The organism is Bradyrhizobium sp. P5_C11_2 (assembly GCF_054049755.1).
The window spans coordinates 1-13,315 of sequence record NZ_JBFULT010000160.1 but is presented as its reverse complement, the minus strand read 5'-3'; the positions used below and the strand labels follow the sequence as shown (position 1 = coordinate 13,315).

The window sequence follows — 13,315 nt, the reverse complement described above, 5'->3', positions numbered from 1 at the left end:
CTGGATGCGGAGGAATTCCTCGAGGGGGCCAAGCACCGGGCGCAGCGGATATTCACACTTGGCAACGGCCGGATCATCTCGATCCTGCGCACGCCCATGGCCGACGGCGGCTGGGTCGCGACTCATCAGGACATCACCGAGAGGCGGCGAGACGAGATCCTGCTGGCCGAAAATGCCGCCGAGCTGAAGCTCATCAATGCGCGGTTCGATGTCGCCATCAGCAACATGAACCAGGGACTGTGCCTGTTTGACGCCGACAAGAACCTGGTCGTCTCCAACAGCCGCTACCAGCAGATGTACGATCTGCCGGACGAACTGGTGCGGCCCGGCACGCCGCTGCAACGGATATTGCAGCACTATGCGGATCGCGGCGAAACGAGCTCCCTGACGGTCGGCCAGCATGTCCAGATCATGCCGACCCAGCGACAGCAGGAATACGCGCTGAAAGACCAGCGCCAGATCCTGATCCAGCGCAAGCCGCTGCCGGATGGCGGCTGGGTCGCGACGCACGAAGACGTTACTGAGCAAAAGCGCGACGAGCGGTTGCTGGCACAGAGGGCCGCGGAGCTTCAGGCGATCAACGTCCGCTTCGACGCCGCCCTCAACAACATGTCCCAGGGGCTCTGCATGTTCGATGCGGACCAGCGGATCGTGGTCTCGAACGCGCGCTATGCCGAAATTTATCATCTGAGCGGCGATCAGATCGGGCCGGGTACTTCGCTGGCGCAGATTCTCGAATATCGCCGCGAAAAAGGCACGCATTTTGCCGACGTCGCGCCGGATGTCTATCTCAGCCAGAACGTGAAGCAGCTGAGCGAGATCCGGGAACTCGCCGACGGCAGGGTGATCGCGATTGCGCGTCACATGATGCAGGACGGCGGCTGGCTCACGACCCATGAGGATATTACCGAGCGGGCGCGGAACGAGAAGCGCATCGCATATCTGGCGCAGCACGATCTGCTGACGGGTCTTGCGAACCGCGCCGTGTTCTCCGAGAAACTCGACGATGCTGCAAAGCGGTCGCAGCGTCATGGCACGACGTTCACCGTGCTGATGCTGGATCTCGACAGGTTCAAGGCGGTCAACGATACGCTCGGTCACGCTGCGGGCGACCAGTTGCTGATCGAGGTGGCGCGGCGGCTGAGTTCATCGCTGCGGGACACCGATGTGCTGGCGCGCCTCGGCGGCGACGAATTCGCGATCATCCAGGAGAATGAAAAGAACCAGAGCGAAGGCGCGATCGCGCTGGCTTTGAGGATCATCGGCCTGATCGAGCAACCCTTCGATCTCGGCGGTGATCGCGTCAGTGTCGGCACCAGCGTCGGCATCGCCTTCGCGCCGGAGCACGGTGCCGACGCGGAGGCCTTGCTGCAGAAGGCGGATGTGGCGCTTTATGCGACAAAATCCGCAGGGAGGAATGATTTCCGCATCTTCCAGCCCGAGATGACGGAGGCGGCCGACACACAGAAGTCGATCGAAGGTGAACTGCGCGAGGCAATGGCGCGCAACGAGTTCGAGCTGCACTACCAGCCGGTGATCGATGCCGGAACGCGCGCGATGACCGGCCTGGAATGCTTCGTGCGCTGGCATCACCCGTCGAAGGGCGTGCTGGCGCCTTCGCAGTTCCTCGATGTCGCCGAGCAGGCCGGATTGATGGTGCCGCTCGGTGAATGGATCTTGCAACAGGCCTGCCTGGACGCGGCTGCCTGGCCGGCGCACGTCAAGGTCGCCGTCAACATGAGCGCCGCCCAGTTCCACAGGAGTAACGTGCTCGACGTCGTCCTGTGCGCGCTGGTCGAGTCGGGGTTGTCGCCCGAGCGTCTCGAGCTCGAAATACCCGACGTTGCGCTCCTGGAGGGGAATCTGCCGGCTCATCTGCTCACGGTCCGGCAGCTCAAGAACCTCGGCGTCGGCGTCGTCCTCGACAATTGCGGCGTGGGTTATTCCGCGGGGAGCTACCTCCAGAGCTTCCCGTTCGACAAGCTCAAGATCGACCGGACGATCGCGCAGGGCTGCGCAACGCGAAGGGACTGCGCGGCGGTCGTCGCCTCTGCCGTCGCATTGGCGCGCGGTCTCGAAGTCGCCACGGTGGCCAAAGGGGTCGAGAGCCGTGCCCAGTTCGAGGCCCTGCAAGCGGCGGGAGTGGACTTCGTCCAGGGATATCTGTTCGGGCGGCCGGTGCCGAACGCCGAAGTCAGTTTCGATTCGCCGTTGCCGGCGCGAAACGTCGCGTGATCTCATGACCTCGGTCGAAACACAGGCAACTCAATCTCCGGGATACGCGAGATGAATTTGGAAAACGGCCTGATCGATCAGCTCGAGATCGCACTGGCGAGCCGGGAGCTGTCGAAGCGCGCCGAGCTCCTGCGCCAAGTCGCCGATCTCTTCGTGTTCGGTTCGGGCAAGTTCACCGACGAGCAGATCGATCTGTTCGATGAGGTGATGAGCACGCTCCTCAAGAATATCGAATGCGCCGCCCGGGCGACCTTCGGGAGCCGGCTTTCCAGATTGCCTGACGCGCCGCGCCGGACGATCCGCTTGCTGGCGTTTGACGACGCGCCCGAGGTGGCGGCGCCGGTCCTGGAGCACTCGCCACGGCTCGACGAGGCGAGCTTGGCGGAGAATGCGCGGACCAAGAGCCAGGATCACCTGCTGGCCATCGCCGGCCGCAGCCGGTTGACGGAACCCGTCACCGATGTCCTCGTCGAGCGCGGCAACATCGAGGTCGCCGTGCGGACCGCCGGCAACGATGGGGCCAGCTTCTCGCCCCAGGGAATTTCCAGGCTCGTCAGGCGGGCGCGGGACAATGGTGCGCTCGCCATGTGCATCTGGGCTCGCCCCGATATTCCGCGCGAGACCCTGCTGAAATTGTTCGTCCATGCATCCGAGATGGTGAGATGCAAGCTGGAGGCGGCCGACCCCCGCCAGGCAGCCCTGATCCGAAGCGCCATTGCGGAGGGCTCCGACGAGCTTCAGACGATGGCGCGGGCAGGTTCGAGCGAGCATGCCCGGGCGTTGGCCGAGGTGAGGTCCCTGCATTCGGGCGGCCAGCTCGACGAGGCACAGGTGCTCGGCTTCATCGGYGAGCGAAGTTTTGACAAGACTGCCGTTGCCCTGTCGCTCATGAGCGATCTGCCGATCGGAGCGATCGAGCGTGCGCTGGTCCGCTCCGAGCCCGAGCAGATTCTCATTCTCGCGAAGGCCATCGGTCTATCCTGGGACACGACGAAGGCGATCTTGACGTTTCAGCCCGGCTCGGTCCACGAGGCGAAAGAACGCTTGGAGCAGTGCTTTGCGAGCTTCCTCCGGTTGAAGCCGAATACCGCGAAGGCTGCGCTTCAATTCTACCGGCTCCGCGAGCGGGCGGGCCAGGGTTCTGTCCACTAGCGCGGCCAAACCAAAAATTAATCGCTCATCCGGTATATTCGAACCGAGGTGAGGTGGGACGTCTCGCCGCTCGCATTCTTCGCAAGCTTTGTTGCTTCATTCAAACTCTTCGATGCCTGAAGCCCGCGCTCAAGACGAAGAACTGACGCTTAAAGCACATTCTTGGCCGCGCGTCGTTTCTGCAATCCTTTCTCCCAGCGTCCGAACCGCAAAACCCGAGCGACTTCAGAGTCAAGGATTCGGCTCTTCATCTGTATTTTGATCGCGCAGTAATCCTTGCAGCGCGACGTTGGCGTGTCGCTTCATCCTAAGAATCGACATTGGCTGCACCTTCTTGCGGTGCCTGGCTCGTGCAAAAATCGTCATCGGTGCGCCCGTTGAGAACCAGACAGCATTGCGCACAGGTGCCTACCTCCTCCATGATCGCGGCGAATCGAGGGGGAAAAGACCATGCGCTCTGTCGTCGTCACCGGCGCGTCCACCGGCATCGGCTGGGCCATTGCGAAATTCCTGATCGGGCGCGGCTATCGTGTCTTCGGCAGCGTCCGCAAGCAGGCCGACGCCGATCGGCTCAAAGGCGAGTTCGGCGCCAATTTCACACCGCTGCTGTTCGACGTCACCGACGAGGCCGCCGTGCTGGCTGCCGCGCGAACAGTGCGCGAGGCGCTGGGCGGCGAGACGTTGGCGGGCCTCGTCAACAATGCCGGCATCGCGGTCGCCGGTCCCGTCCTCGAATTGTCGGCGGATGATTTCCGCCGGCAGATGGACATCAACGTCATCGGCCCGGTGATCGCGACGCAGGCTTTTGGGCCGCTGCTCGGCGCCGATCCGTCGCTGAAGGGGCCGAAGGGGCGGATCGTGATGATCAGCTCGGTCGCCGGCAAGAACGGCAATCCCCTGTCGGCGCCCTACTGCACCTCCAAGCACGCCATCGAGGGCCTTTCGGAGAGCCTGCGCCGCGAGCTGATGCTGTTCGGCATCGACGTGATCATCGTCGCCCCCGGCGCGGTGAAGACGCCGATCTGGAGCAAGGCCGAGCAGATCGATCTCTCCGTCTACCAGAACTCGCCCTATCTGCCGGCGCTCAACAAGGTCATGGCGTTCATGATGGAGCTCGGCGCAAAGGGCCTGCCCGCCGAGCGGATTGCGGAGGTCGTGTTCGAGGCGTTGACCGCCGCAAGCCCCAAGGTGCGCTACCAGATCACGCCGGACCGGCTGCGCCATCTGGTTGGGGCCGTGCTGCCGAAACGGACGCTCGACCGCATCATCGCCAAGCGGCTCGGGCTCCTGCCGCAGGGCTGAGCCCTGTGCTCAGCTTGCCTCGACCGTCCGTCCGCGCGGATCGGCGGCCATCGCGATCAAGCGCAGTGCCATCACGATCAGCAGCGGGATGAGGAAGGCCGCATAGAGCGGCATCGCCGGCACCCGCATGCCGAACGACACCATGAACTGGAACCAGAGATAATAGCCGCCGACGAGGTGCAGCGCGCGCCAGGCGCGCGGCCCGAGCAGCGCGGCGGTGCGGTCGAACGAGGTCGCGGCCATGGCGATGATGACGGCATAGCCGATGCCGCCGAAGATGAAAGAGGCGGCAGAGGTCGCCTCTGCGAAGCCGGCCGGATCCATCTTGGCAAACACGACGATAGCCACCGCATGAATGGCGTGGGAGGCCGCAAAGCTGAGACCCAGATAGCGGCGGTTGCGGCGCTGCCAGCGCGTCCATGCATTGGGCCAGAGCCGCGCCAGCGCCGCGGCGCCGAAGGCGAGGCAGAACAGGAGCAGCGAGCTTCGTGCCGTGAAGCGGATCACCATCCGCACGCCCTCGACCTCGAACTGCCGCATCGAAGCGATCCACAGGCTCAGGATGATCAGACTCAGGGTAAGGACGGCAAGCAGCCGCCAGCCTTCGAACCAGCTTTGACGATGCGACATGGTGGTCCCCTCCATTATGTAATCATCGATTACATTCCGGGGAGGGGGATATCGCCAACGGTGTAATCGCTGCTTACATTCACGTTCGGGTGATGCTAGAACAGCTTCATGCCCACCCGTCCGACGTCCAAGCCCCGCACCCGCCGCGGGGCGGCCGAAGCCCGGTCCTATCACCATGGCGATCTCCGCCGCGTGCTGATCGATGCTGCACTGCAACTCGCAGCCGAGGGCGCCGAGGTCTCGGTTCGCGAGGCAGCACGCCGGGCTGCGGTGTCGCCGGGGGCGCCGTTCCGGCACTTTCCCAGCCGCGATGCGCTGATGGCGGCGGTGGCCGAGGAGGCGCAGCGCCGCTTTCGCACCGAGATCGAGGCGGCGCTGGGCCAGGCGTCGCCGGCCGACCCGCTGGCCCGCTTCCGCGCCTTTGGCCTCGCTTACCTGCGCTGGGCGATGCGCAATCCCGCGCATTTCGAGATCATCTCCACGGGGCGCTACTTTGCCCATGGCAGCTCGGCGGAACTGACGCGCGACAATGCCGAGATCATCGCGCTGACCGAGCGGGTGCTGGCCGAGGCGGCCGAGCAGGGCCTGCTGCGGTCGGACGATCTCAAGCGCGTCCAGATCGCAGGCCGCGCCCTGGTCTATGGCTTGGCCCGGATGAATCTCGATGGACACTTCCCGCGCTGGGGGGTGGAGGAGGGCGAGATCGAGCGGATGGCGGAAGGGGTGATCGACCTGTTCATCGCGGGGATCGCCAAGCCCTAGCGCAGCGACCGACCTTGCCCGACCTAATGGCGAGGAGATGGAGCTGGCCGTGCGGCACATTCGCCGCCCGCTAACATTAAGCGAAGGTCGGAGCGCGGCCTGCGTTGCTTGTCCGTGACCGTTCAATTACAGTTTTATGACACGGTGCAGGCTTTCCGGCTGCGCCGAGCGCCGCAGGCCGGCCCGACGGCTCGGCATCACCGCGCCGGACCAGCTGTTGCGTGTCGTCGATGGCGTCCGCGCCGAATCCAGGTCCCTCTGCCGCCACCGCCGTGCTGGCCAGCGTCGCCGCGCTCGGAATCTGGCGCTTGCTCGCGGTCGCCGCGCCGCATCTCGCAGCGCTCGCGCTGATGTACGAGACCGAGACCGATTTCGGCTCGCGGCTGTCTTTCGTGCTGGCCTGGGGCATTCTCAACTTCTTCTGGATCACGCTGCTGCGGCGGCCCGCACTCTCGGGCGCGCTGTCGTTGACCATGGTCGTGGTGCTGGTGCTGCTGTCGCGGCTCAAGCACGACGTCGTGCAGATGACGGTGAACTTCATCGACCTGATGATGATCGACCGCGACACCGTCGCTTTCCTGTTCACGATCTTCCCGAACCTGCGCTGGTCGGTGATCCTGGCCGGCCTCGTCACGCTGCCGCTGATGTATGCGCTATGGTGGCTCGACCCGTTCCGCATCCGCCGCCTGCCGGCGCTTGCCTCCATGCTTGCCTGTGTCGCCGCACTGGTCGGCTATTCGCTCTATCATCCGGACGAGGCCTGGCGCGGCTATTACGACGACGGCTATCTCTCGAAATTCTTCCGCTCCGGCGTCAGCGCGGTCTCCGACTTCGCGCAATACGGTTTCATGGAGTCGGCCGCTTCGACCAACGAGCGTCTCAACATGCCGCTGATCGACGCCTGCCATCCCGCGGGCCGCCGGCCGAACATCATCATGATCCATGATGAGTCGAGTTTCGACATCCGCGCCGCGCAGGGCATCAAGGTGCCGCCGGGCTATGGCAGCCACTTCGAATCCTACGACGGCCGGCAGCGCAGCTTTCTCGCCGAGAGCAATGGCGGCCCGAGCTGGTTCACCGAATACAACGTGCTCGCAGGGCTCTCGTCGCGCTCGTTCGGCCGCTTCGCCTATTTCGTGACGCGCATCGCGACGGGCCGCGTCGAGCGCGGCCTGCCGCTGGCGCTGCGTCGCTGCGGCTACGACACCATGTCGCTCTATCCCGMCTTTGGCGCGTTCATGAGCGCGCGCAGCTTTCAGCTGACCACCGGCATCGAGCGCTTCTATGACGCGAAGGATCTCGGCGCAAAGGACGTCGAGCCGGACGGTTTCTTCTACGACAAGGCGCTCCAGTTGATGGGCACGCGGACGCCGAACAAGCCGCTGTTCACCTTCATCTATCTCGGCGCCAATCATTTCCCCTGGGAGACGCGCTTCCGCCCCGAACTGCTGCCGAACTGGCGCGCGCCGGGCAACACGCCCTCCATCGACGAATATCTGCGCCGGCAGGCGATGAGCGCCGAGCAGTACAAGACCTTCATCGCCGGCCTGAAGAAGACGTTTCCCGGCGAGCCGTTCCTGATCGTGCGCTACGGCGATCACCAGCCGGAATTCGCGCCGCAGATCCTCGAGCCCGGCCTCGACGAAGGCGCCATCGGCAAGAGGCTCGACGCCTACGATCCGCGGCTCTATGCGACCTACTACGCAATCGACGCCGTCAATTTCGAGCCGGTGAAGAGCGATGCGGTGATGGACACGGTCGACGGTCCCTATCTGCCGCTGGTCATCCAGGAAGCCGCCGGCATTCCGCTCGACCCGTCCTTCGCCGCGCAGAAGGAGATCATGCTCCGCTGCAAGGGCATCTTCTACGGCTGCAACGACGGCGCCGAGGCGCGCCGGCTCAACCGGCTGCTGATCAATGCCGGGATGATCCGGGGGCTTTAGCGGTTCTGTTGGAGCGCCCATGCCTCTCCAATGTCGTCCTGGCGAAGGCCAGGACCCATACCGCGTGATCTATCAATTGAAGCGCGCTGCTAGTACCGCCCACATAACCGAGCCTTGGGGTAATGGGTCCTGGCTTTCGCCAGGACGACACCGAATGATTGGCGCAGCCCTACCGCCTGCCCACCTTCTCCCATAGCCACTTCGCCACCACATCCGGCGATGAAGTCGCGTCGTTGCCGGCGGCGCGCAGGTTTGCCTCGCGCATGGTGGCGATGTCGATCTTGCCGAGTAGCGGTTTGAGCGCCGCCTGCAACCGTTCGTCGCCGGCGCGTTTCGGCGCGAGCAGCAGGATCGCGTCGTAGGGCGGGATGGCGTGCCTGGGATCATCGAGCACCACGAGATCGTATTTAGCGATCAGCCCGTCGCTGGTGTAGCCGGCGATCACGTCGACCTCGCCGCCCGCGACCGCCGCATACATGAAATCCGGCTGCATCTGGCGTTGCGCGCGGAACTGCAGTCCATAAGCCTTCTGCAAGGCGGCCCATTCGGGCCGCGAGAAGAACTCGTAGTCGCCGGCGATCGACAGCTTCGATGCATGCGCGGCGAGATCGGCGATGCTACGGATCCCGAGCGCCTCGGCGCGCTGCTTCGGCATCACCAGCGCATAGGCATTCTCGAAGCCGAGTTCACCGAGCAGGGTGATGCTGTCTTTCGCCAGCGCGGTCTTGAGCTCCGCCAACAGCTCAGCGCGCGGCTTGATATCCGTGCGGTGCAACTGGTTGGCCCAGAGCGTGCCGGAATAGTCGACATAGAGATCGATGTCGCCCGCCTTCAGCGCCTCGAAGATCACGCTCGAACCGAGGCCGGAGCGCGCGGTGGCAGTGAGACCGGCCGCCTGGAGGCGGTCCCTCATTAGCGCCGACAGCACATATTGCTCGGCAAAGGTCTTGGCGCCGACCACGTAGCCCGACGACGAACGCCCCATCGAGGGCACCAGCGTTGCTGCCACCAGCGCCAGGATGCCGGCGGCGCCGAACACAGTACGCAGGCGGCTGCGGCGGCGCAGGCCGCTCTCGATAAAGCCGAGCAGTTGATCGACGGTGAGGGCCAGCAAGGCGGACGCAAGGCAGCCGAACAGCACGAACACCCAGTTCTGGGTCTGGAGCCCGGCGAAGATATAGTTGCCGAGGCTGGTCTGTCCGATCGGCGTCGACAGCGTTGCGGTGCCGATCACCCAGACCGCAGCGGTGCGGATGCCGGCCATCATCACCGGCAGCGCCAGCGGCAGCTCGACCATGACGAGCGACTGCCGCGCGGTCATGCCGACCCCCTCGGCGGCTTCGATCAGCGCCGGGTCGATGCCGTTCAACCCGGTGATGCCGTTGCGCAGCACCGGCAGCATCGAATAGAGCGCCAGTGCCAGCATCGCCGGCAGGAAGCCGAACGCGGAGAATGAGACGCCGAACCAGGCGAGCGTCAGGGACGCCGCCGCCAGCAACAACGGATAGAACAGCGCGAGCAGCGCCAGTCCCGGCACGGTCTGCACGATGCTGGCGAGCGCGAGCAGGATGCCGCGCGGCGCCGGACGGTTGCGCGTGAGGATCGCCAGCGGCAGGCTGATGATCAGCCCGAGCGCGAGCGCGGCGAGGCTCACCCGCACATGATTGCCGAGATAGTCGGGCAGATGCGACAGCGCCTCGCCCCAGCGCGGATCGGAGAAGAGGCTCATGCCGCATCGCTCTGCGGCAAAAGCACGTTCAATCGCTCGACCTGGCGCCGCGGCGTCCGCAGCAGCTCCAGCACATAGGCGTCGCTGCTTTTCGAAAGCTCCGCCGGCGTGCCCTGCGCGAGCAGCTTTCCGCCGTGCATCACCGCGATGCGGTCGGCGAGCAGGATGGCCTCCGTCATGTCATGGGTGATCATGATGGTGGTGAGCCCGAGCTTATGATGCAGCGCTCGATAGTCTTCGCCGAGCGCATCGCGGGTGAGGGGGTCGAGGGCGCCGAACGGCTCGTCCATCAGCACGATGCGGGGGCGTGCCGCCAGCGCCCGGGCCACGCCGACACGCTGGCGCTGGCCGCCGGAGAGCGCCTCGGGCAACCGGTCGCGATGCGCGGCCCGGTCGAGCTGCACGAGCTCCAGCAGCTCGTCGACGCGTGTTGCGATGTCCGCCGCCGGCACGCCCAGCAGTTTCGGCGTGATCCCGATATTGTCGGCGACACTCAGATGCGGGAACAGTCCGCCGCTCTGGAAGACGTAGCCGATCCGGCGTCGCAACGCGACCGGATCGACCTCTTGCACGTCCTCGCCGTCGACCGTGATCGTGCCGCCATCCGCCTCGATCAGCCGGTTGGCGAGCCGGAGCAGCGTGGTCTTTCCGGAGCCCGAGCCGCCGACGATGGCCAAGAATTCGCCCTCGGCGATATCGAGCGACACATCGTCCACGGCCTTGGTGGGGCCGAAGCTCTTGGCGACGTGGGAATAGCTGATCATTGGCCTGGAAGGCATCGGGCGGAGGCTCGCTCTTCTCTTACCCTCCCCTCCAGGGGAGGGTAAGGACACGGCAAGACCTATGCGTACCACGCTTGGCGGCTTGATTGAACTTGGCTGCGCGAGAGGCTAAGGCATCGTCCGGGTTCGGAGGAAACACATGACAACGCCCACGGCGGTGGCGCTCGAGGATACCAAGGTCGCGTTCCGGCTGGGGGACGAGCGGGTCTACACGGCGGTCGAGAAGGCGCATCTGGCCGTCGCGCAGGGCGAGTTCGTGGCCATCGTCGGGCCAACCGGCTGCGGAAAATCCACCCTGCTCAACGTCGCGGCCGGCCTGCTGAAGCCTGCCGCCGGCAGCGTCAAGATATTCGACCGGCCGCTCGCGGGGCTGAATCGGGATGCCGGCTACTTGTTCCAGGCCGATGCGTTGTTCCCCTGGAAGACCGCGCTCGACAATGTCGCGATCGGGCTCGAGATCAGGGGCACGCCGCGCGCCGAGGCGCTGCCGCGGGCGCAGAAATGGCTGACCTCGGTCGGCCTGGGTGCCTTCGCCAACCGTTATCCACACATGCTCTCCGGCGGCCAGCGCAAGCGCGTGGCGCTGGCGCAGGTGCTGATCCGCGACCCGAAGATCCTCCTGATGGACGAACCGTTCGGGCCGCTCGATGCGCAAACGCGCCAGGTGATGGGCAACCTGCTGCTCGACCTCTGGAACGCCGACCGCAAGGCCGTGCTGTTCGTGACCCATGATCTCGAAGAGGCGATCGCACTCGCCGACCGCGTCGTGATCATGTCGGCGGGGCCGTCCTCGCGCATCATCGGCGACTGGCGCGTGAGCTTGCCGCGGCCGCGCGACATCTTCGAGGTGCGGCTCGACAAGGAGTTCCATGCGCTCCATCGCGAGATCTGGAGCGTGCTCAAGGACGAGGTGATGAAGGGCTACGCCCAATCCACGCACGCGGCGGAGGCGGTCTGATGTCGCGCGTGACGCTGCTCGCACTGCAAGTCCTGGTCGCCGTCGTCTGCATCGTGCTGTGGCAGGTGCTGTCGACGGTGCCGGTGTTCGGCAAGATCCTGCTGCCGCCCTTCTTCTTCTCCAACCCGGTCGACGTGTTCAGCCAGATCGTCAAGTGGTTTTCGTCCGGCGTGATCTGGAAGCATCTCTGGATCACGCTGGTGGAGTCGCTCCTGGCCTTCGTGATCGGATCGCTCGGCGGCGTGCTGGTCGGCTTCTGGTTCGCGCGCCAGCCGCTGGTCGCGGCGGTATTCGACCCCTATGTGAAGATGGTCAACGCGCTGCCGCGCGTGGTGCTGGCGCCGATCTTCGCGCTGTGGCTGGGCCTCGGCATCTGGTCCAAGGTCGCGCTTGGCGTGACACTGGTGTTCTTCATCGTGTTCTTCAACGTCTATCAGGGCGTCAAGGAGGTCAGCCGCACCGTGCTCGACAACGGCCGCATGCTCGGCATGAGCGAGCGGCAGCTGATGCAGCATGTCTATTGGCCGTCGGCCCTGTCGTGGATGTTCTCCTCGCTGCACACCTCGGTCGGCTTCGCCGTGGTCGGCGCGGTCGTCGGCGAATATCTGGGATCGGCCGCGGGGCTCGGCTATCTGATCCAGCAGGCCGAAGGCATCTTCGATGTCGCCGGCGTATTCGCCGGCATGTTCGTGCTGTCGGCCTTCGTCATCCTGATCGACTATGGGGTGACGCTGGTGGAGCGGCGCTTGCTGGTGTGGCGGCCGACAGCGTTGGATGGACGTGGCTAGCTGTCGCGTTGTCCTGCTGACATTTATGTGATTGACCGGCCGGAATAGAACGCGCGCCCACGCGTCATACCCCCATGCAACCACCTGCATGGGAGTTCAGGATGCACCGGTCACAGTTTCATCGCCTCGTTGCAGCGCTCGCAGGCAGATGCCGATGGCCAAGGCCGGGCCTCGGCATGGCACTCATCGGCGCGCGCATTCTCGTCGCCTTCGCAATTCCTCCGCTCGTATTCGCGCATGAAGCCCATCCGGCCAGCCCGCCGGCTGCGCTGAGCGCGGAGGAGCGTGCATTCCTGGAAGAAAACGAATCCGCCATGGCCAAGATGATGAACGACATGGCGGCCAAGCCGACCGGCGACGTCGATCGCGACTTCGTCGCGATGATGAATCCGCATCATCAGGGTGCGATCGACATGGCGGTCATCGAATTGCGCTACGGCAAGAACGAGCAGTTGCGGCGCATCGCCCAGGAAATCATCGTCGACCAGATGCAGGAGATCGCGGCCATGAAGCTCGCGATCGGCGAACCGGCAACCGATACGACGCCCGCTCCGACCCAGCCGCCGTCCGGCCCCGTTGCAAGCGTCCATCATCACCCGGGCATGCAGATGGACATGTCCGCCGGAATGAAGAAGTAGGAGCCCCACATGAAGACGTCGAGAAGCAGCATCGGGAAGAGCATCTTCCTGGCGGCCACCATGCTTGCAACCGGTTCCGCCGCGTGGGCAGGGCAGGCGCCGGGCGCGCTGTCCGCGCCTGATATTCCGATCAGCCATCACGACCGCGTCTATGCCGCGGAGCAGTTCTCGAACACGGTCTCGGTGACCGACCCGGTCGATAACAAGCTGCTTGGGGTGATCCGGCTCGGCGACCCGCAGCCTGGCAATTTCAGCCCGCTCTACAAGGGCCAGGTTCTCGTGCACGGCATGGGCTTTTCGCCCGATCACAAGACGCTTGCCGTGGTGTCGATCGGCTCAAACTCGGTCACCTTCATCGACACCGCAACCAATGCGGTCAAGCACACGACCTATATC

The 13,315-nt window shown here is 64.9% G+C and carries 13 protein-coding genes; 9 read left to right on the top strand and 4 right to left on the bottom strand.

Annotation, left to right across the window (positions count from 1 at the left end; all coding sequences use genetic code 11):
- Both ACXJL8_RS17150 and ACXJL8_RS17145 read left to right on the top strand, forming a co-directional pair.
- Nucleotides 1-2,235 (top strand): PAS-domain containing protein (locus ACXJL8_RS17150; RefSeq protein ID WP_456685282.1); only part of this gene is annotated, 2,235 nt, incomplete at its 5' end.
- A 51-nt stretch (nucleotides 2,236-2,286) separates the two neighbouring features.
- Entirely contained in the window at nucleotides 2,287-3,387 is a 1,101-nt protein-coding gene (locus ACXJL8_RS17145; RefSeq protein ID WP_456619892.1) for a DUF2336 domain-containing protein, read from the top strand.
- A gap of 231 nt (nucleotides 3,388-3,618) precedes the next feature.
- Here ACXJL8_RS17145 and ACXJL8_RS17140 read toward each other — a convergent pair whose 3' ends face one another.
- A complete protein-coding gene (locus ACXJL8_RS17140; protein WP_456685281.1) occupies nucleotides 3,619-3,789 on the bottom strand; it encodes a hypothetical protein in 171 nt (56 codons plus the stop codon).
- 48 nt (nucleotides 3,790-3,837) lie between these two features.
- On the opposite strand from ACXJL8_RS17140, the gene ACXJL8_RS17135 reads away from it, so the two are divergent.
- Entirely contained in the window at nucleotides 3,838-4,689 is an 852-nt protein-coding gene (locus tag ACXJL8_RS17135) for an SDR family oxidoreductase (protein ID WP_456619891.1), read from the top strand.
- 9 nt (nucleotides 4,690-4,698) lie between these two features.
- On the opposite strand, the gene ACXJL8_RS17130 is transcribed toward ACXJL8_RS17135, so the two are convergent.
- The gene (locus ACXJL8_RS17130; protein ID WP_456619890.1) at nucleotides 4,699-5,319 is read right to left on the bottom strand and encodes a hypothetical protein; all 621 of its coding nucleotides are present in this window, start codon (nucleotides 5,317-5,319) and stop codon (nucleotides 4,699-4,701) included.
- A 108-nt stretch (nucleotides 5,320-5,427) separates the two neighbouring features.
- Between ACXJL8_RS17130 and ACXJL8_RS17125 the strand changes: the two genes are divergently transcribed.
- Entirely contained in the window at nucleotides 5,428-6,081 is a 654-nt protein-coding gene (locus tag ACXJL8_RS17125; protein WP_456619889.1) for a TetR/AcrR family transcriptional regulator, read from the top strand.
- A gap of 230 nt (nucleotides 6,082-6,311) precedes the next feature.
- Nucleotides 6,312-8,024, top strand: coding sequence for a sulfatase-like hydrolase/transferase (locus ACXJL8_RS17120; RefSeq protein ID WP_456685280.1), 1,713 nt, complete (start codon nucleotides 6,312-6,314; stop codon nucleotides 8,022-8,024).
- A 169-nt stretch (nucleotides 8,025-8,193) separates the two neighbouring features.
- Here ACXJL8_RS17120 and ACXJL8_RS17115 read toward each other — a convergent pair whose 3' ends face one another.
- Nucleotides 8,194-9,753: a glycine betaine ABC transporter substrate-binding protein gene (locus tag ACXJL8_RS17115; RefSeq protein ID WP_456619887.1), complete on the bottom strand. Its 1,560-nt coding sequence runs from the start codon at nucleotides 9,751-9,753 to the stop codon at nucleotides 8,194-8,196.
- The gene (locus ACXJL8_RS17110) at nucleotides 9,750-10,532 is read right to left on the bottom strand and encodes an ATP-binding cassette domain-containing protein (protein ID WP_456619886.1); all 783 of its coding nucleotides are present in this window, start codon (nucleotides 10,530-10,532) and stop codon (nucleotides 9,750-9,752) included. Before ACXJL8_RS17110 ends, ACXJL8_RS17115 begins: the two co-directional genes overlap by 4 nt.
- A 142-nt stretch (nucleotides 10,533-10,674) precedes the next feature.
- On the opposite strand from ACXJL8_RS17110, the gene ACXJL8_RS17105 reads away from it, so the two are divergent.
- The 4 genes from ACXJL8_RS17105 to ACXJL8_RS17090 all read left to right on the top strand — a co-directional run.
- The gene (locus ACXJL8_RS17105; RefSeq protein WP_456619885.1) at nucleotides 10,675-11,493 is read left to right on the top strand and encodes an ABC transporter ATP-binding protein; all 819 of its coding nucleotides are present in this window, start codon (nucleotides 10,675-10,677) and stop codon (nucleotides 11,491-11,493) included.
- Complete coding sequence (locus ACXJL8_RS17100; RefSeq protein WP_456619884.1) at nucleotides 11,493-12,281, top strand: ABC transporter permease; 789 nt, start codon at nucleotides 11,493-11,495, stop codon at nucleotides 12,279-12,281. Before ACXJL8_RS17105 ends, ACXJL8_RS17100 begins: the two co-directional genes overlap by 1 nt.
- 176 nt (nucleotides 12,282-12,457) lie before the next feature.
- Nucleotides 12,458-12,919, top strand: a complete 462-nt coding sequence (locus ACXJL8_RS17095) for a DUF305 domain-containing protein (protein WP_441232493.1) — start codon at nucleotides 12,458-12,460, stop codon at nucleotides 12,917-12,919.
- 9 nt (nucleotides 12,920-12,928) lie between these two features.
- A partial coding sequence (locus ACXJL8_RS17090) for a YncE family protein (RefSeq protein WP_456685279.1) occupies nucleotides 12,929-13,315 on the top strand: 387 nt, incomplete at its 3' end.